This window comes from Luteolibacter sp. LG18, assembly GCF_036322585.1.
GTDB lineage: Bacteria > Verrucomicrobiota > Verrucomicrobiia > Verrucomicrobiales > Akkermansiaceae > Luteolibacter.
In genome coordinates this window covers 2,274,598-2,294,438 of sequence record NZ_AP024600.1, presented here as the reverse complement: position 1 = coordinate 2,294,438, position 19,841 = coordinate 2,274,598, and the positions used below count along the sequence as shown (strand labels likewise).

Here is a 19,841-nt window from a genome sequence, read left to right as displayed (position 1 = left end):
GAATCTAGGCGCAACTTGGCGAAGCACTCAAGACAAGTTCGAACCGGATGCTCCGGCAGGGCTTCCGGAGCACCCAAGCGACCCCGGCGACAGACCTCCGTATTTTTTCCCGTCGCACGGGCGGGCTTCCGGTGTTATCCCCCCGCCGGAATGTTCGAGGTTCGTGAGAAACCGCAAATGGTGGAGCGCGCCCTGCTGGTGCGGATTTATTTCGATCCGCGCGAGGAGGACGAGTCGGCTTCGCTGCTGGAAGAGCTCGGGGAACTGGTGTCCACACTGGGCATCGGCATCGTCGAGTCCGTGCTGGTGCGCAGCCGCCAGCAACACAAGAGGCACATCTGCGGCACCGGCAAGGCGGCGGAGATCATCGCGCTGGCCAAGGCCCACGAGTGCGATGTGATCGTCTTCGACAACCAGCTCGCCCCCCACCAGCAGCGGACGTGGGAGCGCGAGGCGGACACCTGCGTGATCGACCGCGAGGAGGTCATCCTCGATATTTTCGCGAAGCGCGCCCAGACCAAGGAGGCCCGCCTCCAGGTGGAGCTGGCCCGCATGCAGTATGCCCTGCCGCGCATGGCGCGGATGTGGGGTCACCTCGACCGCGAAGGCGGTGGGGCCGGAGGTGGCGGTGGCGGCGGCGCGAACCGCGGCATGGGTGAAAAGCAGATCGAGGTGGACCGCCGCATGGCCCACGTCCGGATCGACCGCGCCCGCCGCGAGTTGGAGGAAGTGCGCAAGCAGCGCGCCACTCAGCGCAAGGAGCGCGAAAAGCAGGAAACCCCGCATGCCGCGATCGTCGGCTACACCAACGCCGGCAAGTCGACGCTGCTCAACCGCCTCAGCGGTTCCGATGTCCTCTCGAAGGACATGCTTTTCGCCACCCTGGACACCACCACGCGCAAGATCGAGCTGCCGGACGGCCAGCCGCTGCTGCTCACGGACACCGTCGGTTTCGTCCGCAACCTGCCGCACCGGCTGGTGGAGGCCTTCAAGGCGACCTTGGAAGAAGCCGTGCTGGCGGACTTCCTGATCCACGTGCTGGATGCCACCGCGCCGGAGATCGAGCGCTTCCACACCACCACGCTGGAGGTGCTCAAGGAGCTCGGTGCCGAGGACAAGCGGGTGGTTACGGTGCTGAACAAGATCGACCTCGTCACCGATCCGGAGACCCTGAGCACGCTCGACCGCCTGTTCCCGGACTCGCTCCACGTCTCCGCCGCCACCGGCCTGGGCACCGAACAGCTCCTCCAGAAATGCAGCGAGGTGCTCTCCGACCGCGTCCGCCGCTGCCACTACCGCATCCCCCAGCACCGCGCCGATCTGGTGAGCCTGCTGCACCGGGACGCGAAGGTGCTGAGCACCGACTACGAGGGGAACGACATCCTCGTGACCGCCGTGGTTCCGGCCTCGATCGCCGGCCGGCTTGAATCATTCATCGAATTGCCCGCGTAACCTCCCCGCCCAGATGATCCGCCGTTTCGCCGCCATTCTGCCATTGCTGCTGTCTTCCGCACTGTCGGCCCAGGAGCCCGAGCGCCCGGTGCTGAAGGCCATTCCCGTGGACATCGAGGAATTGCCGCAGGTCGATCCCTCCTCCCAGAAGGTCGCTCCGAATGCACCCGCCCCGGTCGCGGCCAAGCCGCTGCCCGCTCTGCCCACCACGCCCACGCCACCTTCGGCGGATGGCAAGCCGACCGGCGACGACGCGGTGCGCGTGCAGATCTTCCTCGATCAGGCCTTGTTCGGTCCCGGTGTGATCGATGGCAAACCGGGCCGCTTCTCCGAGCTGGCGATGCAGGCATGGAATGAGGTCCACGGTCACCCGATCGGGGATTGGACCACGGTGCTGGCCGAGGCTCACAAGACCGTGCCGAACCCCTTCGCCGTGGCGGTGGTGCCGGACGTGGTGAAGGACTGGCTGGACACCACCCTGCCGAACGACCACGAGGGCCAGGCCAAGCGGAAGCGCATGAGCTACCGCAGCGTGATCGAGTTCATGGCGGAGCGCTACCACACCAGCGACGAGTATCTGGCCGTGCTCAACCCCGGAAAGAACCTCTACAACCTCAAGGCCCGCGATTCGCTGGTGGTGCCGAACGTGAAGCCCTTCGCCATCGAGCTGATCACCGGCAAGAAATACGAGGCCGAACCCGCGATGAGCGCCCGCCACGTGGTGGTGGACACCAAGATCAACCAGGTGCGGATTTTCGAAGCCGCCCCGGCCGCGCTGGTCGTTTCCGAAAAGGAACCGGACGGCGCGGTGAAGGTCAGCCGCCCGAACCGCGGGCTGGTGGCCTCGTTCCCGATCACCCCGGGCCAGCCGAAGTTCATCAAGTATGGCATCTGGGAGCTGAAGAACTGCCTGGAGCTGCCATACTGGCGCTATGACAAGTCGCTGCTGGAAACCGGCGTGCGCAGCTCGGAATCGATCAACATCCCGCCCGGCCCGAACAGCCCGGTGGGCATCCTGTGGGCCGGCCTCAGCAAGCCGGGCATCGGCATGCACGGCACCGGCGAGCCGGAGACGATCGGCCGCGCCCGCAGCCACGGCTGCATCCGCCTCGCGAACTGGGATGCGATCCGCCTCCCGACCGTGATCCGCCCCGGTGCCTCGGTGGAGATCCGGTGACCAAGGAGTAGGGACATCCTTGTCCCGTCTCTGATAGGGGGAGAAGATGAAGAACGGGACAGGAATGTCCCTACTCCTTGTTGCCCCACGGCCTTAGGCAGTTTCGGACGGATTTTCAGGTTTCTTCCCCAGCCAACCGGAGCGATCCTATTGGGATGCTCCGTTTGTTCCGCAGTCTTGTTCCCGCCCTCCTGTGTTCCCCGCTGCTGCTCGCGGCGGAGTCCGGCACCAGTGGCGCGGACCTCTCGAAATCGAAGGGTGACACCGCCAACTCCGAAACGCCCGACCTGAAGGGCTGGGTGCGCCGCAGCGATCCGGCGATGGAAAAGTGGCGGGACAACCGCTTCGGCTGCTTCATCCACTTCGGCATTTACTCGATCCTCGGAGGCCAGTGGAACGACAAGGAGGTCCCCGGCGCGGCCGAATGGATCAAGGTCGGCGGCAAGATTCCGTCCGCGGAGTATGACAAGCTGGTGAAGCAATTCACCCTGGAGAACTTCGACGCGAAGCGCTGGGCCGCGGACATCAAGAAGATGGGCGCGAAGTACGTGATCATCACGACCAAGCACCACGACGGCTTCTGCCTGTGGGACAGCAAGCTCACCGACTACGACATCGGCTCCTCGCCGACCAAGCACGCCGTGCTCAAGGAACTGGCGGATGCCGTCCGCGCCGAGGGCATGGACATGTATTTCTACTACTCCATCATCGACTGGCACAACCCGGACTACCGCGCCGCCGATCCGAAGACTCCCGAGGACCAGGCCGCCTACGCCCGCTACCTGGAGTTCATGAAGGGCCAGCTCAAGGAACTGCTCACCGATTTCGGGGACATCAAGGGGCTGTGGTTCGACGGCCGCTGGGACGCGTCCTACAAGAACCACCCGGACATCGGCAAAAGCCTCGAAGCCTGGCTCCGCGAGCTGAAACCGGGCATCGTGCTGGGCGACCGCGTCCGCGCCTATGACAGCTTCGCCGACTACAACTCGGGCTACGAGCGCAAGCTGCCGAAGACCCAGCCGCTGCTCGATTGGGAAGCGTGCATGACCATCCCGGAAAACTCGTGGGGCTACCACAAGACTTGGTCCGGCGCCGGTCGCAAGACGCCGAAGACCCTCGTCGAGATGCTCGTCCGCAGCGCCGCGATGAGCGGCAACTTCGTGCTGAACATCGGCCCGAAGGGAGACGGCACCTTCGCCGAGAAGGACGTGGAGCGCATGAAGCCGATCGGTGAGTGGATGAAACGCAATGGCGCCTCGATCTACGGCACCGAAGGCCTCGCCCTCACCCTGCCAGCGGGTAACTATGCCACCCGCAAGGACGACCGCGTCTTCATCCACTCCTTCCAGTGGCCGGAGAACGACAAGCTCGCGCTCAAGGGCCTGCCCGGCCCGATCAAGTCCTGCACGCTGATGACGCCGGAGGGCGAGAAGACCATCCGCTTCCAGGGCGAAACCCTGATCGACCTGCCGCTGACCGCACCGGACGCGATCGACAGCGTGTTCACGGTGACCGTCGGAACGAAGTGACTTTCTCCGCGCCCTGCCGCCACCGGTGGCAGGGCGGGATCGGTCGCGGCATCAACGCGCGGGAGGAGACAAAGCGGGATCGAGAGGCGCCGCGATCTGGAGTTTGGCGCGGGCCTGGGCCTGCCCGAGCTGGGCCTGATTGAGATCCTTTTGCAGCCGCAAGCGGCGCGATTCCCAGGTTTCCAGCTTCCCCGGCACAGACGGGCTGTTGCCCCGGGCCTGGTTGGAGGCCTCCAGATACTGGCTTTGCAGCGTGGACACCTTCAGGTTCCACGCCAGCAGATCCGCCCGCAGTTTGGCCACCTCCGGGCTGGCCAGATCCACCGGCGGCGGAGCATCCGGCACCGGCACGGGAGGCGTCACCACCGGGGGCGCCGGCGGCGAGCTTTCCACCGGACGAGACGCCAGAGAATCCGAGTCCTTGCGTTCCTGAGCGAGCACGGCGAGGCGCTCCTCGCGGCTCCATTGCAAACGGTCCTGCCACGAGGCGTCCAGATCCGCGGCATCGATGCGGGCCCGGCCCTCGGCATAAGTGATCTCCAAACCCGCGGGCGTCACCCGCTGGATGACCACCTTTTCATAACGTCGGCCCGAGCGAAGCTGGATCGAGGCGACCTGCTCGCCCGCCGCCTTCTGCCACGCCTGGCGGCGGTAATCGGCGGCGTAGGCCTTGTAGGTGGTCTCCATGGTCGCAATCCCCGCGACCGCGGTCTCGAGCGCGTGCTTGAGGTCCGTGATGCGGGCGGCACCGGCATCGAGCTTGGCCGTCACCTCGCGGAGCTCGGAGGCCTTGGCGACCAATCCGGATGTTTCGGCATCATAGCGCTCGCGCTTGGCCGCAAGCCGCAATCGCAAGGCATCGAGCTTCTCACGGTCGTATCCGATGACCGTCTGCACCGTCGCGTTGCTCCGGCTGGCGTGTGACCGCTTGTCCATGGCGAGCGAGATCCCCACGCCACTGAGCACCAGCACGATCAGTCCGAGCAGCCCCCAGAAGATCCCCGAGTTATCGTCCGAGAGCATGGCTCAATTGCGTGTGGAGGCCCGCAGCTCGGCGATCCGGCGGACGTTGGCCGCACGTTTGCTTTTCAGGGTATTGAGCGCCTCACTGTACCGGGCGGAATCCACCAGCCCGCCGCTGGTGCGGGCCTGGGCCCGGTCCTTGTCCCAAGCTGTCTGGGTCTCCAGGATCTTCTGATCGATCGGTTGGATGGATGCCTCCAGCGCGGCAAGCTCGGCGGTGTCCTTCACCAGCTGGTCGGCCTTCTTGCGATCCGCCGTATCACGATTCTTCTGAGCTTGATCGGCCAACGCACGGTTCACTTCGTCGTTGTGGGCCATCACGGTGGAACTTTCCGCCTTCTTGGCGAGTTGCTGCTCATCCGGATCGTATTGGAAGCGCTCCTGGATCTCCGCGGGCAGGTCGACGAAATCCGCGCGACTCGAGCCATCCTCGTATTTGAAGCTCATGCCCACGGCATCCACCGAAGACACCGTCACATTGCGAAAGACCCGTCCCTTGAGGGTTTTGATCTCGGCGAAGGTGGCACCCTTCGCCTGGGCACGAACCTGGTTGCGGTAGGCCTGCTTGTAAGCCTCGAAGTCCTTGTTCATGGCCGCGATTTCTCCCCCGATGCGGGGAAGAAGGTCGCGGCGGCCGGTGACCTCGCCCTCGTTGAGGCGGGTCTGACGGGAGATGACCTCCTCTTCCTTCGCGATCCGCTGGCGCTCCGGCAACACCTGAAGAGACTCCTCCTTCATCCGGATCTTGCTTTTCAACTCCTCCACCCTCTTGCCCTGGTCCCGGATTACGGACTCGATGGACTTCGCGCCACCGAGCATCCCCTCATCGGTCACCATGAAAAAAAGGCCGCCAAACCCCACCACCACGAGCAGGGCGAGCAAGGTGCCGATCAACCCCGGCCCGCGGCCGCTGGACATCATGTCATCGAACAATCCCATGGCGGTCGGTGGTTAGAGAGGTTTCACCTGATACTTCACCCGATAGGCGGAGAACGTGGCATCCAGCTCGCGCTTCCGGGCCTCCATGGTGGCGACCTCTTTCTCCAGCCTCTCGATCTCCGCCGCCTGAACCGTGGCACGGGCCTTCGCCTCGGCCAGGTCCTTGGTGCGGTCCGGCGGGACGTCCTTGGTTTTCTCGTCCAAGACGGCCAATTCACCTTCGAGGCGCTTGATCTCGGCGGCCTGCTCGTCGCGCTGGCGGACCAATTCGGGGTTGTCCTTGCACGACACCGCGGAGAACGACGCGGCGGCCAAGGCGAAAACAGTGAGGATGCGGTGAGTCATGGGAGGGGAACAGGGGCGAGGGCAGATTACTTCTTTTTGACCGGACAAGAAGTCACCGGCTTGGAAGGAGTGTAGTAATAAATCCAGTAAACCGTGCGGCGCGGCCGCTCGGAACGCACCTGATAGGTGCGGCGGTTGGAGGAACTCAAGGAGGTCGAACCGGAAAACCCGGACCTCGATCCGAGCGAAAGCAAGGCATTCGACGCGGGCTCCCGCGGGATCGAGGCCATCAAAGGAACCGGGTTCCGCGAGGTCGGCACCACCGGCACGGCGGGAGAAAGGACGCGGGACGGGACGGACAGCATCTGCTGGTCCAGCCCCCGGTAATACGCCAGCTCCGCCTGCTCCCGGCTGGCCAGGGCCGCGCGCTGGAGTGCTTCATCCAAGCCGAACTTCTCCTGGAAAGAGGCCGCCAAATCCGCGGTGCCGAGCGTGGCCAATCCACTGGAATGACGGATGCGGACACCCTCGTCCGTGACGCCGAGCACCTGCACGCCCTCGTAACTGCGGCCCCGGATGGTCGTCAGAACCGGCATCTCCATCCCGACGGCACGCTGGCGGGCGAGTTCACGAGCCTCCCGGACGATCTTTCCGATCTCCGCCTCCACTCCGGCAATATCGGCCTCCAAACTCCCGCGGCGCTCCAACAGGGCAGTCCGGCGGGCGTAAAGCTCCGCCACGGCTGCCATGCCTGCGGCCTGCTCGGCACGATTACGCTCCATCCGGTCCGCGCGAATCCGGGCGATCTCGAGCTGTTGCGCGAGCTCCACGCGGCGGGCCTCCCGGGCACGGGCATTCGCCCGCGCCTCATTACGCGCGTGATCGCAGGAAGGCATCACCAAGGCCAGGAGGAGTGCCAAACAGAGTTGGCTGGCCGCATTCATGGCACCATGAAAGCACCAAGTCGGATTGGCATGCAAGCCGTTACTGATCCGCTCACCATAACTTCAGACCGCAATCCCCTATCTCGAAACCGGCCAATCGAACCGCTGTTGCCAGGCCGGGTCCAGGTCCGCCGGTGAAATCCTCGCCAATCCGTCGCGGTGGGTGATTTCCATGCCTTGGGAGGTCACGCGGGAAATGGTCACGTCCTGATAGCTGCGCCCGGACTTCAAAGTCAGCGAGGTCAGCTTTTCACCGGCCGCGGCCTGCCACGCCTGCCTGCGGTAGCTTTCCTGATAGGACGCAAGCGAGGATTCGGCAGTGGCGATCGAGGCGGTCAATTCCGCCGCCGTCTTGGCGCGGGCAGCCTTATCCTCCTCGATCTTCCGGATGCGCCCGGCCAAGCCGTCCGCCTCGGCGGCGGTCTCCTCGCGGGCGGCGCGGTGTTTCCGGGCGAATTCGATATCCGCCTTGAGATCACGGATCTTTTCCTCCTGCTGCCTCACCACGCTACCGGCATCCCGGCCGTCGGCGGTGAGGCTGTCGTCCGCCACCAGAAAGTGCCACAGCGTGCACACCCCGAGGATGAACGCACACGAGATCACCCCCACCAGACCCAGCGAGCCGCCCCGCCCGTTTTCCGAAATATCCTGAAGCATCCCCATGGTCGTGTCTCAGTTGCCTTTGAGTGGATGCCGCGCCCGATAGGAGAGGGCCTCCTTTTCCAAGGCGTCCTTCCGGGTCTCCAAGCCCGCCAGATCGGGACCGCCGCGGGAAGCGCTTTTCTCCAGCACCGCCAGCCGTTCCCGAAGACCCGGCAGCTCCAGGGTGCGATCCGGTGGGCCTGCCTTCAACGCGGCCTCGGCCTGATCGAGCTCCGTTTGGAGACGCTGGATTTCCTTTTGCTGGATCTTGGCCTTCCGGACCAACTCGCGCTGGCGGCAACCGGTGGTGACCACCAGCAAACAGCCCAGGCCCGCGCACACGGCCATCCGGAGGGCGCGCCGCGCCGGGCAGGAACAAGATCCATCGACATCCACGCCACCATCATGCCCGGTGTGTGGAGCGATGCAATCCCGCGCTGAAGGAAGCTTCGAGGGCGCGTGACAAGGTGGAGTGGTTAGGCTTGGATGACCGCGATGAATCCTGCTGTCGTATCGAAAGCGCTGCTGGCCTTGGCCGCCGCCGCCCTGCTTCCATCCTGTGCCGGTCCGAGCTGCTGGGAAGGCGGCATCCCGCTCCGCTCCGGCGGTGAAGCGGAGGCCCAGGCCCACGCCGCGGCCGAGGTCCGCGCCGCCACCAACGTGACCGTTTACCGCGGGCTGGCCCACCCGCAGAACGAGAAGGCACTCTTCCAGCGCCAGCTCAAGACCGTCCCGCACTTCTACAGCCACGGCTTCAATTTCTTCTCGAAACCGGCCGATGTCCCGGCCGCCACGGTCCAGAAGGTGCTCCACCTCTACACCGAGCCGGGTTCCCACCAGGCCCTGTCCACCAAGGACCTGTGCCACTACCACCCGGACTATGCCTTTGTCTGGAAGACCGGCACCCAGGAGCATGTCCTGCAGATCTGCTACGGCTGCCACGAGTGGCGCTACTTCTGCGAGCGCGGCGCGCTCTGCACCGACATCAACGAGCCTGCCTACTTCGACAAACTGACGAAGTGGCTGCCGAAATCCACCGCCAAGGAGTAATCTCCCCGTCATCTCCCGACTTCGGAAGGCAGCCTGCGGGCTGCCTTCTTTTGTGCCCCGGGACCGGGCACAAAAAAACCGGAAGGCCCTCGCGAGCCTTCCGGTTGGAATCGGATTCCGGCGGGAAGAATTACTTCTTCTTGCTCGGCGGCAAGATCTTCGGGGTCACGTCGGTGCCCCAGACGGTGTCTTCACCGGTGCTGAGCAGGCCTTTGCCGCCCGGCATCACCACGGTCTTGGTGTTCGGGTTGATCGAGTAGGAGACGGCGCTGTTGTCGAGGCGCAGGAGCACGCACTTCGAGTCAAACGGATCGGGATCGAAGGTGCCGTCCGAGCTGGCGTTGAGCAGCGGTGCGGCGGCGATCGGACGACCGGAGTTACCGGTGGTGCTGAAACCGGTGGTGTCGTTCATCAGGTAGCCGAAACCGACTTCGCCTTCGGCGAGAGCCTTTTCACCGGTGATGACGTTGTCCGGCTTCTTGGTGTAGGGAAGCTTCGCGTAGAAGATTTCCTCGGAGGTGACGATCCCCGCGGCGACGAGCTGGCGGAAGAAGTCATTGGAGGTGCTGCCCGTCATCGTGAGCGAGCTGCCGGTGTTTTCCTTCACGGTGTCCGCGGTGCTCTTGTCCGGGAAGCTCGAGTAGTCCGAGTCGAAGTCGAACAGCGCGAGACCGATCTGGCGGGCATTGCTGAGCGCCTGGGTGGACGCGGCTTTCTTCTGCTGGCGCAGGAGCATCGGGGTAGCGATGCCGGCGAGCGCCACGATGATGGCGATAACGACGAGAAGCTCCACGAGAGTGAAGCCCTTGCGCCGCTTGATGGATGTTTTCATGCGTTTATTGGTTTTCGGGTTTGTTTTGGGTCATGGTGGGGCAATCGCCCCGTATTGGTATAATCCATCCGTGGTCACCCACTTCAGGATCGGGAGAAGGTATGGCCACCATCCGGGAGATCAAGGGGAAAGCTCGCGCGCGATCAGCGAGCGAAGGCATTCGCCAAGGCGGCCAGATCCCCGGCGCTCGGGCGATCGGCCTCCAAAATGGCAGCCTTCTGGAGTTCAATGAGTTCCGAAACCCCCTTGCGAGCCAGGGCGAGCATCGCGGACGATTCGGCCTCGGTGAAAACCGCTTCCTCACCACTGCCTTGAATTTCCACAAACTCGTTCTGCTCGGTCATCACCACGTTGAAGTCCACGGCGGCGTCCTTGTCCTCCGGGTAGTTCAGGTCGAGGATCGGCTCGCCTTGATAGACGCCGGCGGAAACCGCGGCGACGAGCTTCTTGAGCGGGAATGCCTTCAGTTTGCCCGCGGCGAACAAGCGGTTCAGCGCGATCGCCACGGCCACGCAGCCACCGGTCACGGAGGCGGTGCGGGTGCCGCCGTCCGCTTGAAGTACGTCGCAGTCCACCCAGATGGTCCGCTGGCCGATCTTGGTGAGATCCACGGCGGTGCGCAGGGCGCGGCCGATGAGGCGCTGGATTTCGGACGAGCGGCCGTCGAGCTTGCCGCGGACGATGTCGCGCTGCTTCCGTTCGAGGGTCGAATACGGCAGCATCGAGTACTCGGCGGTGAGCCAGCCGCCCTCCTTGCGCTGCTGTTTCATCCAGCGCGGCACGTCTTCCTCCACGGTGGCGGCGCAGATCACCCGGGTGTTTCCGAACGACACCAGCACCGAACCGGTGGCATGCGGGGCGACGTTCGGAATGAAGGAAACCGGGCGGAGTTGGTCGGAAAGGCGGCCGTCGGGGCGGGTCATGAAGGGAGAATCCCGGATCGGGATTACGGTGGCAAGGGAAACGGGGCCGGACCTGGAGCCTTTCTCCTTGGAAGGAACCGCCGCTCCCCCCACCTTGTGCCCGACCGATGAAGGAGCAGCTCGACGAGCTCGAACGCTGGGGATCCGACGTCATCTTCGGGCGGGCCAAGGGCTTCCGCGCGACGGTGATGCGCATGCTCATGCTGGCATTGTCCGGCCTCTACCGGCTGATCGTGCAGACCCGGCTGTGCCTTTTCCGGAAGAACTGGAAGCAGCAGCACCACCTCGGCACCCTGGTGGTGAGCATCGGCAACCTCACGGTGGGAGGCACCGGCAAGACCCCGGTGGTGGAGCTGCTGGCCCGCACCCTGCGCGACCGTGGCCGCACCGTTTCGATCCTCAGCCGCGGCTACAAGAGCAAGAAGCTCGACGAGCCGCAGAAGTGGAAGCGAGCCGATGGCACCCCGATCCCCGGCGACCTGATGCCGAAGGTGGTGAGCACCGGCCGGGCAATCCTCCTGGAGTCGAAGTTCGCCGGAGACGAGCCGTTCATGCTGGCGTCCAACCTCGACGGGGTTTCCGTGGTGGTGGACAAGAACCGGGTGAAGGGCGGCCGCTTCGCGATCCGCGAGCTACTGGCGGACACGCTGCTACTGGACGACGGGATGCAGTATCTCAATCTGGCCCACGGCATCGACATCGTGCTGGTGGACGCCACCGCCCCTTTCGGCACCGAGGCGCTGCTGCCGCGCGGCACCCTGCGAGAACCCAAGAAAAACCTCCGCCGCGCCAGCTACATCTTCATCACCAAGTGTGACGGTTCCTCGAACGAGGCGCTCATCGAGCGGCTGCGGAAATACAACCGGGTGGCCGAAATCATCGAGTGCACCCACGGCCCGAAGTATCTCCAGAATCTCTTCACCCACGAGCGGGAGCCGCTGTCGTTCCTGGAGGGGAAATACACCGCCGCCATCAGCGGCATCGCGGTGCCGGAGAACTTCGAGCGCCAGGTCGAGCGGCTGGGTGCCAAGGTGGAGATCCGCCGCCGCTTTTCGGACCACCACCGGTTCTCACGGAAGGAAATCTCGAAGTTCCTGAGCCGCTGCACCGAGCGGGACATGGATCTGATCGTCACCACGGAGAAGGACGCGGTGCGTTTCCCCCGCCCCGCCCAGATCGAGGTGCCGGTCTACTTCCTACGGATCGAGGTCCAGATTCTCAAGGGCCACGACGTGTGGGAACGCCTGATCGACCGGCTTTGCCGCGCTCCCGCCACGGAGGGCCACATCATGCGGTCCCGCGGATCGTATCCGGTGTGAGGAAAGCGAGCGAATGCCCACCGGCCCCCATCAACGCTCGTCGTGCAGCCAGCGGGAGTGCCCCCACAGGCCCCATACCACGCCGGCGAGGCCGAGCGAGAGCAGGATGGTGGGCAGCGCGATCTGCACGCTGAAGCCGAAGGGCCCCATGTTGGCGAGGCGTTCGTTCGTCATCACGTAGGGGGTGACGACCACGAACACGCGGGCGATGAGCAGCGCCATGGCCCCGAAGGCCATCATGTTGCCGCCCCACGAATGCTCGCGGCGGGCCAAGCGGATGGCGGCCAGCGCGAGCAAGCCAAGGCCGAGCACTCCCGCGAAGTCCAGCACCAGGCTGCCGCGGGAGATGGTTTCAAAAATGGAGGTCATCGGGGGGAGGGAACGAGGACTGCGTGCGGAGTGGTCTTCGCCTTGTGAACGTGGAAGAGACCGGCGTGGATCGAGAGACCCCAGCCGAACAACAACCAACCGGCGTTCATGGACACCAGCTTCACCACATGCCAGGCCAAGGCGGAGGCCGGATCACCGGCCAAGGCCAAACCCGGACCGAAGCGCTCGATCTTGCCCGCTTCGTAGAGCGGCAGGATGAGGGCATAGCCGGTGGTGAGCAGGATCGCCCCCGCCATGAGCAGGCGCGCGGACCACTTCGACGCGGCCTGCGACAACCGCCACGCGAAGATCAGCAACGAGACACCCATCACAATCAGGTACACAGGACGCACGGATTCGATGGATGCCAACAGGAGGGGGGAGCCCGTTTGCATAGGCTAACAATGCCCTATAACCCCACGCGATCAAGTCATATGAGGCACGGATGTACTGGTATCTTATGATCCCTAACGAATATCCGCAAAATCCTCCTCCGGCCATGTTCCGCGCAGCAACCAAGGCGCGGCGGCCGGAAGGGACAAGCGGAGCCGGGCGATGCGCCACCCGGCTCCGGAAACCAGCAACTTACCAATCGATCTTCACCCCGGCGTAGGCACCGAGGCCCGGGGCATTCACCACCGGGGAGAACGGGAAGCGGGAAAGCTGCCAGTCCTCGTCGAAGAGGTTTTCCACGCGGCCGGTCAGCGTCACGTGCTCGGTGAGCTTGTACTCGCCGTAGACACGGGCCACGAAGGCCTCCTTGAGCGGCTGGCCGCCCCAGCTACGGTCGCCCAGGTAAAAGGCGCCGACTCCGAGCAACCAGCGGTCGTCCGGACGCCAGTCGACGGAGGCCGTGCCGCTGTTCTTCGGCTGGTCGGCGAGAGACATCGTCAGCACCGTCCAGGCGAGGCGGTAGTTCCAGACGCCATCGCAGAATGAACCGTTCAGCGCAGCCTCGACACCTTCCGCGTGGGTGGTGCCTGGAATGTTCACCGGCGGTGCCGGGTTCGAACGGATGCGGTCCTCGATCGCGCTGGAGAACCAAGTGACGCCCACATGGTGGTTCGGCAGCCATTCCTTCTCCAAGCCGAGATCCCAGCCGATGGACGATTCCGCCTGCAGGTTCGGATTGCCCGCGCCAAAGGCGGAGCCGAAGAGGTCGAGGTAGGTCGGCGGTCGGAACGAGCGGCCGACACCGGCACGCACGGTGGTCTCGATGCCCGGCACCTTCCAGGCCGCGGCGGTGCGCCACGTGACCTCGTCGCCATAGGAATCGTAATCTTCCCAGCGCACGATCGCATCGGTGGTGATGCGGTCCGTCGGCGTCCATTCCCAACCGAGATAGCTGCCGTAGCGGTCCCGGGTTTCGTCGGTGCCGATGGTGTTGGAGAAATCGGTGCGCTCGAAGAACGCGCCCCACAGGAGGCGGTTGCAGTCGTCGAGCTTGAAGAGATGGTCGGTCGAGAACGCGGCGCGCTCGAGGTCGGTGCCGTAGTTGCCATTGCCGAAGATCGGGAACGGGTTCGTAGGCGCCCAATCGTCATCGTAGCGCTCGGCGTAGTAGCCACCCTGCACGCGGGCGGTCCACCAATCGGTCACCTTCCAATCGGCGTAAAGCGTGCCGAGCTGGGCATCGAGGTGGTCGACGGTGCCGTTCGCGCCGGTTTCGAAACGGGAATCGGTTTCGCGGAAGGTGCCGCCGATGACGAGGTCCGGCGTGGCCTGCCATTCGATGCGTGCCGCGCCGCGGCCCTGGTCCCAATCGCTGAACCCGCTGTCGTTCTGGGTGGTGTCATAGCCACCGCCGAGGAACCACGAGACATCGCCGGTCTTGCCGCTGGTGCTGGCGTAGCCGGAGAGAGAACCGAAAGAGCCAGCCTCCAGGCGCAGGTTTCCGCCAGGGTTGCCCGCGCCGCGTGCGGTTTCCAGCCAAACCACGCCGCCGACCGCCTCACCGCCGTAGAGGGCGGACTGCGGGCCGCGGAGAACCTCGATGCGGCCGAGATCGTCGATCCGCGAGGTGCCGAGGAAGTTTCCGAGCGGGGCCGTGGAATCGCTCAGGCGCATACCATCCACCACGATCTGGGAGTAGTTGGTGGTCGTGCCCCGGATGAAAAGGGAGCCAACGGCACCGCCTTGACCGGCCGTGGAGGTGGCGATCACCCCCGGCGACTGGTTGAGGGCGCTGATCAGATCATCGATGCCGCGCTCCTGAAGCTCGCGGGGATCGAGGACGGTCACGGCGGAAGTGGTCTTGCCAGCCTCGTTCTTGAATCGGAGGGCGGAGACGACCATGTCACCCGGCTCGGCTTCCACATCGGCCATCGCCAGAGGCGCGGCCACCAATCCCGAGGCGCAAAGGCGCGGGAACGTCACCAGCCCGCGGCGGAGCGCCGGGGCGAATTGTCTTTTTGTCATGTGTCGAAATGTCCGTGACCTGAACTCCGCAGGTCGGTTCGAACCACGTCCCGGGCTGGCGATCTGGCTCGGACGGGCGGGTTCTGAAACCCGCGCCCTCCATACAGTGGCGGTACCGCTCCGGAATTGCACCGGATTCCCCATCTATTGAATGCCCGTGCCACGGGCTTCCCGAAAACGGCCCCGGCTATCCCGGGGCGCGCGGAGCTTCTGGAAGGCACCGGGGTTCGACAAGGCGGAAAATCGGCCATGTCCATGACGCGACCGCGTGGGGCGGAATCCATCGCTTTTCCCGGCCCGGTGCGCTAGACAGGACCTCCCCCATGCATTGCGTCTCCCCCCTGAACGACCCCGTGCGCTTGGAATCGCTGAAGGCCACGGGCCTGCTGGATTCCGCGCCGGAAGAGGAATTCGACCGGATCACGCGGCTGGCCGCGCGGACGCTGGACGCCCCGGTGTGCCTGGTTTCGCTGGTGGATGACAGCCGCCAGTTCTTCAAGAGCGCCACCGGCCTGCCCGTGGACCTGCGCGAGACCCCGCTGAGCCATTCCTTCTGCCAACACGCGGTGACGAGCCGCCAGCGCCTGAAAATCGACGACGCGCGGAAGGACCCGCGGGTGGCGGAGAATGGCGCGGTGCCGGACCTGGGCGTGATCGCCTACCTCGGCTTCCCGCTGGCGGGCGAGGACGGCACGGTGTGGGGATCGTTCTGCGTGATCGACACCAGGCCGCGGGCGTGGACAGCGGAGGAGGAGGCCACGGTGGCGGAGTTCGCGGCGATCGTGGCGAACCTGATCGAGCTGCGGCGGGCCTCGAGCCGGCTCTTCAACCTGATCGAGGTGCTGGCCCACGACCTGAAGAACCCGCTGGCGGGGGTGAGGATGATTTCCGGGCTGCTACAGGAACGGATCGCGGAAATGCCCGCCGGGTGCCAACCGCTGGTGGCCAGCCTGACCGGCGACACCCACCGCGCGCTCGAATTGATCGGCTCGGTGGTCGGGCGGGCGCGGCGGCCGTTCGATCCGCGGGCCTCGAGCCCCAGCCGCATCCCTCTGGCGGAGTGTTTCGCCGCCGCGGGCGACCGCTTTCACACCGCGCTGACCAGGAAGGGGATCCTGCTTTTCACCGAGCTCCAGCCGAAGGACGCGGTGATCGAGATCGACCACTGGGCTCTGGCCCACATCCTCGACAACCTGGTTTCGAACGCGATCAAGTTCAGCCCCTCCGGCAGCGCGATCGCCCTCCACGCCACCGCCACGCCGTCCCGGGTCACCATCGAGATCCACGACCAAGGCCCGGGTTTCAGCGAGGAGGATCTGGGTCGGCTCTACCAGCGTTACGCGCGGCTGAGCGCGCGGCCGACCGATGGCGAGGACTCCACCGGGCTGGGGCTTTCGCTGGTGAAGCGGCTGGTCGAGCAGACGAACGGCCAGATCGAGTGCCTGCCGAAGGCGGGTGGCGGCACGACTTTCCGTCTCGCCTTTCCGGTACCCTGACTGCTTCCTTTGGCAGCATGCGCCGCCTCTTCACCCTCGTCCTCGCGCTGCTGCTGACCGCCTGCCAGAAATCCGCCTCCGAGGGCGGGTCCGGCGGGGCGCTGCGCGTGGGGATGGAACTGACCTATCCGCCCTTTGAAATGCAGGACGCCGCCGGCAATCCGGACGGGGTGGGCGTGAAACTCGCCGAAGCGCTGGGGAAGGACCTGGGCCGCCCGGTCAAGATCGTGCCGATGGAGTTCACCGGGCTGATCCCGGCCCTGAAGTCCGGCAGCGTGGACGTGGTGATTTCCTCGATGACCGCCACCGACGAGCGCCGCCAGTCGATCGACTTCTCCGAGCCCTATGCCTTCACCGGACTGGCGATGCTGGTGGGGAAGAACTCCGACATCCAATCGATCGACGACCTGAAGAAGCCCGGCCGCAAGCTGGCGGTGAAGGCCTCGACCACCGGTGAAAGCTGGGCCACGGCGCACCTGCCGGATGCGAAGCGCACCGCCTTCACCGAGGAGACCGCCTGCGTGCAGGAGGTCGCGCAGGGCCGGGCCGATGCGTTTCTCTACGACCAGCTTAGTATTTACCGCTACCAGAAGAACAACGCGGCCACCACCCGCGCGCTGCTGAAGCCCTTCGTCGAGGAATCCTGGGCGGTGGGCATCGCCAAGGGCAACGATGCGCTGAAGGGGCGGGTGAACGCGTTCATCGAAACATTCCGCAAGGACGGCGGCTTCGCGAGGCTCGGCGACCAGTATCTGGCGGACGAGAAGCAGTTCCTCGAAAGCCAGGGCGTGCCCTTCATCCTGCGCTGACCCGGCATGTCCCGCTCCCACCGGATCCTCTGGAACCTGATCGCCGGTGCGGCGGTCTTGGCCGCGCTTGCCGTGGTGGGCGTGGTATTGTTTGGCAGCCTCAAGGGCTGGGACTGGTCGAAGACCTGGCAGTACCGCGAGCTGCTGTTCCGAGGCTGGTTGTCCACGATCTTGCTGTCGTTGGGGGCGCTGGTCGGCAGCACGCTGGTTGGGGTGCTGCTGTTGCTCGGGCAGCGCAGCGGGCTGGTGGCGCTGAAGTGGCCGTGCCGCTTGTTCCTGGAGTTTGTCCGGGAAACGCCGCTGCTGGTGCAGTTGCTGGTGGGCTATTTCGTGATCTTCGCGCCGCTGATGTCGCGCACGCTCGACGACTGGGGCTGGAACGACAAGCTGGTGATCGGCATCCTCCTGCTTTCGCTGTTCGAGGGTGCGTATCTCGGCGAGATCCTGCGCGGCGGGGTCGACAGCATCCCGCGCGCGCAATGGGACTCGGCGCGCGCGGTGGGATTCACCTCCGGACAGGTCTACCGCCACGTGATTTTCCCGCAGGCGCTGCGGCGGGTGCTACCGGCGGTGGCCGGGCAGTTCGTCTCGCTCATCAAGGACTCCTCGCTGCTCAGCGTGATCGGCGTGCAGGAGTTCGCCTACCAGGCCAAGGTTTACACGGCAAAGACCTACGGCGGCCTGGAAGCGTATGTGCCGCTGGCGGTGGGCTACCTGCTTCTCACCGCCCCGATCGCCTACCTTTCCCACCGGCTGGAACGCCGCTACCGCGATGAAACTTAGCGTAACCGGCCTCACCAAAACCTACGGCCCGCATGTGGCGCTGAACGAGCTGGCGCTGGAGATCCCGGACGCGCGGGTGCTGTGCCTGATCGGTCCCTCCGGCGGCGGCAAGAGCACATTGCTGCGCGTGCTCGGCGGGCTGGAAACGCCGGACAACGGCAGCATTTCCCTGCTCGGCACTCCCCTCCCCCACACGGCCGCGGGCCTGCTCGCCCACCGGCGGCGGAATGGCTTCCTGTTCCAGCAGTTCAACCTCTTTCCCCATCTCTCGGCGCTGCGGAACCTGACGCTGCCCCTGGAGGAGGTGCATGACAAAACACCGGACGAAGCACGGGCCATCGCCCGCGAGGCGCTCGACCGCTTCGGCTTGCTCGCCCATGCCGACAAACTGCCGTCCCAGCTTTCCGGCGGCCAGCAGCAGCGGGTGGGCATCGCACGCGCGATCGCTTCGGAACCGCAGGTGTTGTTCCTCGATGAACCGACCTCGGCACTGGATCCAGAGATGACCGCCGAGGTGCTGGAGCTGATCCAGGAACTCGCCGAGGAAGGTCAGAACATCATCCTCAGCACGCATGAAATGGGCTTCGCCCGCGCGGTGGCGGACCAGGTGGCGTTCCTGGCGGAAGGTCGCATTGTCGAAAGCGGACCGCCCGCGACCTTGTTCGGGGAACCGAGTTCGGCGTTGTGCCAGCGGTTCCTATCGCGGGTGATGCGGTATTGAGAAAGTCAGGCTGGCGGTCTGCCGACCGTGCCGCCTTTCTGATAGGTCGGTTCCAGCCACTCGAAGGTCCCGTCCTTGGCGGGCGGTTGTTCCAGCCAGCGCATGGTCTTCTGGCAGATCGCCTCCACGGGAAACTCGAAGCGGTCCGGCTGCGGGTCCAGCCACAGGCTCGCCGGATCGCCCGCGAGCTGCACCACCGACAGGTCCTGCGGCATCCGGATGCGCTGGCGGTGGCAGTAGCTCAGCAGCGAGAGGAACTCGTTGCTCTCCTTCACGATGACGGCGGTGGGCTTCAAGCGGGCGAACTCGCGCGGCCAGAAACCGCGCAGGACATCCGGCAGCCAATCGCCCTGGTCGGGAAACATCGCCTCCAGTTCCACCCGTGGCACGCCCTTCGCCCAGCCCGCGGCGGCGGCTTCGATGGTGCGCTCACGCATCGTATCCTTTCCTGAAACGATCGGGATCATCAGGCGGCGGTGGCCCTTTTCCCACAGCATACCCGCTGCCGCGCAGACCATCCCGCTGAAGGAGATGCCGGTTCCCGGGAGACCCAACCCATCCGCCGTTCCACTGCCGCCAAGGCGGAAGCAAGGCACCGGGGCCCCGGTGGCCCATCGCTCCAGCGGCTCGCTCGGCGTGACCAACAGGACCCGGTCGGAACGGTGGTCCGACACGGCGCGCTTGATCGCAGCCACGGCCCGGCGCGGGAACTCGAAATCGAAATGGTGGTAGATCACCCGCCACGCGCGGCTCTCCGCCTCCTGGAAGATCCGGGTGAGAAGCATCCGCTGGACTGGCGAACAATCATGAAGGGCACGCGGCGCGATCACGAGCAGGGAGTGCTCCCGTGGCGCGCGGTCCTGGGTCCGCCTCGGTGAGATGGCGCGGCGTTTCCCGGGCTCCGCCGGGCTGACCCAGCCTTCCTCTTCCAGGCGGCGCAGGGCTTTCTCGATGGTCTCGCGGTTGACCTTGAGGCGCTGTTCCAGCGTCCGGTAGCCGGGCAGGCGCTCGGTCCATTCGCCAGAGGAGATGAGGTCGCGGAGGGCATCCGCCACCTGTTCGCTTTTGCCGCGCCACATGACGGCACGATAGCCACCGGATTGCCGAAACCGAGTGGTTTTTCCTCTCGG

General features: G+C 65.3%; 21 protein-coding genes and 1 riboswitch. Of the genes, 9 read left to right on the top strand and 12 right to left on the bottom strand.

Annotated elements, in window-relative coordinates; translation table 11 throughout:
• Positions 1–150: 150 nt before the first annotated feature.
• The 3 genes from hflX (at position 151) to llg_RS09575 (ending at position 4,158) form a co-directional block, all read left to right on the top strand.
• On the top strand, positions 151–1,452 hold the full coding sequence (gene hflX / locus llg_RS09585) for a GTPase HflX (RefSeq protein WP_338289642.1): 1,302 nt from the start codon (positions 151–153) through the stop codon (positions 1,450–1,452).
• A 13-nt stretch (positions 1,453–1,465) separates the two neighbouring features.
• Positions 1,466–2,629, top strand: a complete 1,164-nt coding sequence (locus llg_RS09580; protein WP_338289641.1) for a L,D-transpeptidase — start codon at positions 1,466–1,468, stop codon at positions 2,627–2,629.
• A 155-nt stretch (positions 2,630–2,784) separates the two neighbouring features.
• Positions 2,785–4,158 (top strand): alpha-L-fucosidase, encoded by a 1,374-nt coding sequence (locus tag llg_RS09575; protein WP_338289640.1) that lies wholly within the window; start codon positions 2,785–2,787, stop codon positions 4,156–4,158.
• 51 nt (positions 4,159–4,209) lie between these two features.
• On the opposite strand, the gene llg_RS09570 is transcribed toward llg_RS09575, so the two are convergent.
• The 6 genes from llg_RS09570 to llg_RS09545 all read right to left on the bottom strand — a co-directional run bounded on the left by llg_RS09570 (position 4,210) and on the right by llg_RS09545 (position 8,339).
• Positions 4,210–5,181, bottom strand: coding sequence for a hypothetical protein (locus tag llg_RS09570; protein WP_338289639.1), 972 nt, complete (start codon positions 5,179–5,181; stop codon positions 4,210–4,212).
• Between the two features lie 3 nt (positions 5,182–5,184).
• On the bottom strand, positions 5,185–6,120 hold the full coding sequence (locus llg_RS09565; protein WP_338289638.1) for a hypothetical protein: 936 nt from the start codon (positions 6,118–6,120) through the stop codon (positions 5,185–5,187).
• A 12-nt stretch (positions 6,121–6,132) separates the two neighbouring features.
• Positions 6,133–6,465, bottom strand: coding sequence for a hypothetical protein (locus llg_RS09560; protein WP_338289637.1), 333 nt, complete (start codon positions 6,463–6,465; stop codon positions 6,133–6,135).
• Positions 6,466–6,491: 26 nt separating this feature from the next.
• Entirely contained in the window at positions 6,492–7,301 is an 810-nt protein-coding gene (locus llg_RS09555) for a hypothetical protein (RefSeq protein ID WP_338289636.1), read from the bottom strand.
• A 126-nt stretch (positions 7,302–7,427) separates the two neighbouring features.
• On the bottom strand, positions 7,428–8,006 hold the full coding sequence (locus tag llg_RS09550) for a hypothetical protein (RefSeq protein ID WP_338289635.1): 579 nt from the start codon (positions 8,004–8,006) through the stop codon (positions 7,428–7,430).
• 15 nt (positions 8,007–8,021) lie between these two features.
• A complete protein-coding gene (locus llg_RS09545; RefSeq protein WP_338289634.1) occupies positions 8,022–8,339 on the bottom strand; it encodes a hypothetical protein in 318 nt (105 codons plus the stop codon).
• 147 nt (positions 8,340–8,486) lie between these two features.
• Between llg_RS09545 and llg_RS09540 the strand changes: the two genes are divergently transcribed.
• Positions 8,487–9,041, top strand: coding sequence for a hypothetical protein (locus llg_RS09540; protein ID WP_338289633.1), 555 nt, complete (start codon positions 8,487–8,489; stop codon positions 9,039–9,041).
• A gap of 130 nt (positions 9,042–9,171) precedes the next feature.
• Here llg_RS09540 and llg_RS09535 read toward each other — a convergent pair whose 3' ends face one another.
• Together llg_RS09535 and rph are read right to left on the bottom strand one after the other, a co-directional pair.
• A complete protein-coding gene (locus tag llg_RS09535; protein ID WP_338289632.1) occupies positions 9,172–9,873 on the bottom strand; it encodes a type II secretion system protein in 702 nt (233 codons plus the stop codon).
• Positions 9,874–10,016: 143 nt separating this feature from the next.
• The gene (gene rph / locus llg_RS09530) at positions 10,017–10,796 is read right to left on the bottom strand and encodes a ribonuclease PH (RefSeq protein WP_338289630.1); all 780 of its coding nucleotides are present in this window, start codon (positions 10,794–10,796) and stop codon (positions 10,017–10,019) included.
• A gap of 107 nt (positions 10,797–10,903) precedes the next feature.
• Here rph and lpxK point away from each other — a divergent pair, with 107 nt between their 5' ends.
• Positions 10,904–12,115: a tetraacyldisaccharide 4'-kinase gene (gene lpxK, locus llg_RS09525; protein ID WP_338289628.1), complete on the top strand. Its 1,212-nt coding sequence runs from the start codon at positions 10,904–10,906 to the stop codon at positions 12,113–12,115.
• A 30-nt stretch (positions 12,116–12,145) separates the two neighbouring features.
• Here the strand turns inward: lpxK and llg_RS09520 are convergent, their stop codons facing one another.
• The 3 genes from llg_RS09520 to llg_RS09510 form a co-directional block, all read right to left on the bottom strand.
• Positions 12,146–12,484: a hypothetical protein gene (locus tag llg_RS09520; protein ID WP_338289627.1), complete on the bottom strand. Its 339-nt coding sequence runs from the start codon at positions 12,482–12,484 to the stop codon at positions 12,146–12,148.
• On the bottom strand, positions 12,481–12,813 hold the full coding sequence (locus llg_RS09515) for a hypothetical protein (protein ID WP_338289626.1): 333 nt from the start codon (positions 12,811–12,813) through the stop codon (positions 12,481–12,483). The genes llg_RS09520 and llg_RS09515 overlap by 4 nt, the downstream gene beginning before the upstream one ends.
• Positions 12,814–13,069: 256 nt before the next feature.
• On the bottom strand, positions 13,070–14,902 hold the full coding sequence (locus tag llg_RS09510; RefSeq protein ID WP_338289625.1) for a TonB-dependent receptor: 1,833 nt from the start codon (positions 14,900–14,902) through the stop codon (positions 13,070–13,072).
• Positions 14,903–14,937: 35 nt separating this feature from the next.
• Positions 14,938–15,076, bottom strand: a riboswitch (cobalamin riboswitch).
• 149 nt (positions 15,077–15,225) lie between these two features.
• On the opposite strand from llg_RS09510, the gene llg_RS09505 reads away from it, so the two are divergent.
• From llg_RS09505 to llg_RS09490, 4 genes are read left to right on the top strand one after another with little or no spacing between them, the layout of a single operon-like run.
• Complete coding sequence (locus tag llg_RS09505) at positions 15,226–16,398, top strand: GAF domain-containing sensor histidine kinase (protein ID WP_338289624.1); 1,173 nt, start codon at positions 15,226–15,228, stop codon at positions 16,396–16,398.
• 17 nt (positions 16,399–16,415) lie between these two features.
• Complete coding sequence (locus tag llg_RS09500) at positions 16,416–17,207, top strand: transporter substrate-binding domain-containing protein (RefSeq protein ID WP_338289623.1); 792 nt, start codon at positions 16,416–16,418, stop codon at positions 17,205–17,207.
• A 6-nt stretch (positions 17,208–17,213) separates the two neighbouring features.
• Positions 17,214–17,990 carry an amino acid ABC transporter permease gene (locus llg_RS09495; RefSeq protein ID WP_338289622.1) on the top strand — a complete coding sequence of 259 codons (777 nt, stop codon included), beginning with the start codon at positions 17,214–17,216 and terminating at the stop codon, positions 17,988–17,990.
• On the top strand, positions 17,980–18,711 hold the full coding sequence (locus llg_RS09490; RefSeq protein ID WP_338289621.1) for an amino acid ABC transporter ATP-binding protein: 732 nt from the start codon (positions 17,980–17,982) through the stop codon (positions 18,709–18,711). The genes llg_RS09495 and llg_RS09490 overlap by 11 nt, the downstream gene beginning before the upstream one ends.
• Positions 18,712–18,716: 5 nt before the next feature.
• On the opposite strand, the gene llg_RS09485 is transcribed toward llg_RS09490, so the two are convergent.
• Entirely contained in the window at positions 18,717–19,790 is a 1,074-nt protein-coding gene (locus tag llg_RS09485; protein ID WP_338289620.1) for a substrate-binding domain-containing protein, read from the bottom strand.
• Positions 19,791–19,841 lie beyond the last annotated feature (51 nt).

What these genes read in the sequence shown, in the direction of transcription:
- llg_RS09565 (WP_338289638.1), bottom strand. Translation starts at nt 6,120, where the DNA reads ATGGGATTGTTCGATGACATGATGTCCAGCGGCCGCGGGCCGGGGTTG.
- llg_RS09520 (WP_338289627.1), bottom strand. Translation starts at nt 12,484, where the DNA reads ATGACCTCCATTTTTGAAACCATCTCCCGCGGCAGCCTGGTGCTGGAC.
- llg_RS09500 (WP_338289623.1), top strand. Translation starts at nt 16,416, where the DNA reads ATGCGCCGCCTCTTCACCCTCGTCCTCGCGCTGCTGCTGACCGCCTGC.
- llg_RS09550 (WP_338289635.1), bottom strand. Translation starts at nt 8,006, where the DNA reads ATGCTTCAGGATATTTCGGAAAACGGGCGGGGCGGCTCGCTGGGTCTG.
- llg_RS09495 (WP_338289622.1), top strand. Translation starts at nt 17,214, where the DNA reads ATGTCCCGCTCCCACCGGATCCTCTGGAACCTGATCGCCGGTGCGGCG.
- lpxK (WP_338289628.1), top strand. Translation starts at nt 10,904, where the DNA reads ATGAAGGAGCAGCTCGACGAGCTCGAACGCTGGGGATCCGACGTCATC.
- rph (WP_338289630.1), bottom strand. Translation starts at nt 10,796, where the DNA reads ATGACCCGCCCCGACGGCCGCCTTTCCGACCAACTCCGCCCGGTTTCC.
- llg_RS09540 (WP_338289633.1), top strand. Translation starts at nt 8,487, where the DNA reads ATGAATCCTGCTGTCGTATCGAAAGCGCTGCTGGCCTTGGCCGCCGCC.
- hflX (WP_338289642.1), top strand. Translation starts at nt 151, where the DNA reads ATGTTCGAGGTTCGTGAGAAACCGCAAATGGTGGAGCGCGCCCTGCTG.
- llg_RS09535 (WP_338289632.1), bottom strand. Translation starts at nt 9,873, where the DNA reads ATGAAAACATCCATCAAGCGGCGCAAGGGCTTCACTCTCGTGGAGCTT.
- llg_RS09505 (WP_338289624.1), top strand. Translation starts at nt 15,226, where the DNA reads ATGCATTGCGTCTCCCCCCTGAACGACCCCGTGCGCTTGGAATCGCTG.
- llg_RS09570 (WP_338289639.1), bottom strand. Translation starts at nt 5,181, where the DNA reads ATGCTCTCGGACGATAACTCGGGGATCTTCTGGGGGCTGCTCGGACTG.
- llg_RS09515 (WP_338289626.1), bottom strand. Translation starts at nt 12,813, where the DNA reads ATGGGTGTCTCGTTGCTGATCTTCGCGTGGCGGTTGTCGCAGGCCGCG.
- llg_RS09545 (WP_338289634.1), bottom strand. Translation starts at nt 8,339, where the DNA reads ATGGCCGTGTGCGCGGGCCTGGGCTGTTTGCTGGTGGTCACCACCGGT.
- llg_RS09555 (WP_338289636.1), bottom strand. Translation starts at nt 7,301, where the DNA reads ATGCCTTCCTGCGATCACGCGCGTAATGAGGCGCGGGCGAATGCCCGT.
- llg_RS09490 (WP_338289621.1), top strand. Translation starts at nt 17,980, where the DNA reads ATGAAACTTAGCGTAACCGGCCTCACCAAAACCTACGGCCCGCATGTG.
- llg_RS09575 (WP_338289640.1), top strand. Translation starts at nt 2,785, where the DNA reads ATGCTCCGTTTGTTCCGCAGTCTTGTTCCCGCCCTCCTGTGTTCCCCG.
- llg_RS09560 (WP_338289637.1), bottom strand. Translation starts at nt 6,465, where the DNA reads ATGACTCACCGCATCCTCACTGTTTTCGCCTTGGCCGCCGCGTCGTTC.
- llg_RS09485 (WP_338289620.1), bottom strand. Translation starts at nt 19,790, where the DNA reads ATGTGGCGCGGCAAAAGCGAACAGGTGGCGGATGCCCTCCGCGACCTC.
- llg_RS09580 (WP_338289641.1), top strand. Translation starts at nt 1,466, where the DNA reads ATGATCCGCCGTTTCGCCGCCATTCTGCCATTGCTGCTGTCTTCCGCA.
- llg_RS09510 (WP_338289625.1), bottom strand. Translation starts at nt 14,902, where the DNA reads ATGACAAAAAGACAATTCGCCCCGGCGCTCCGCCGCGGGCTGGTGACG.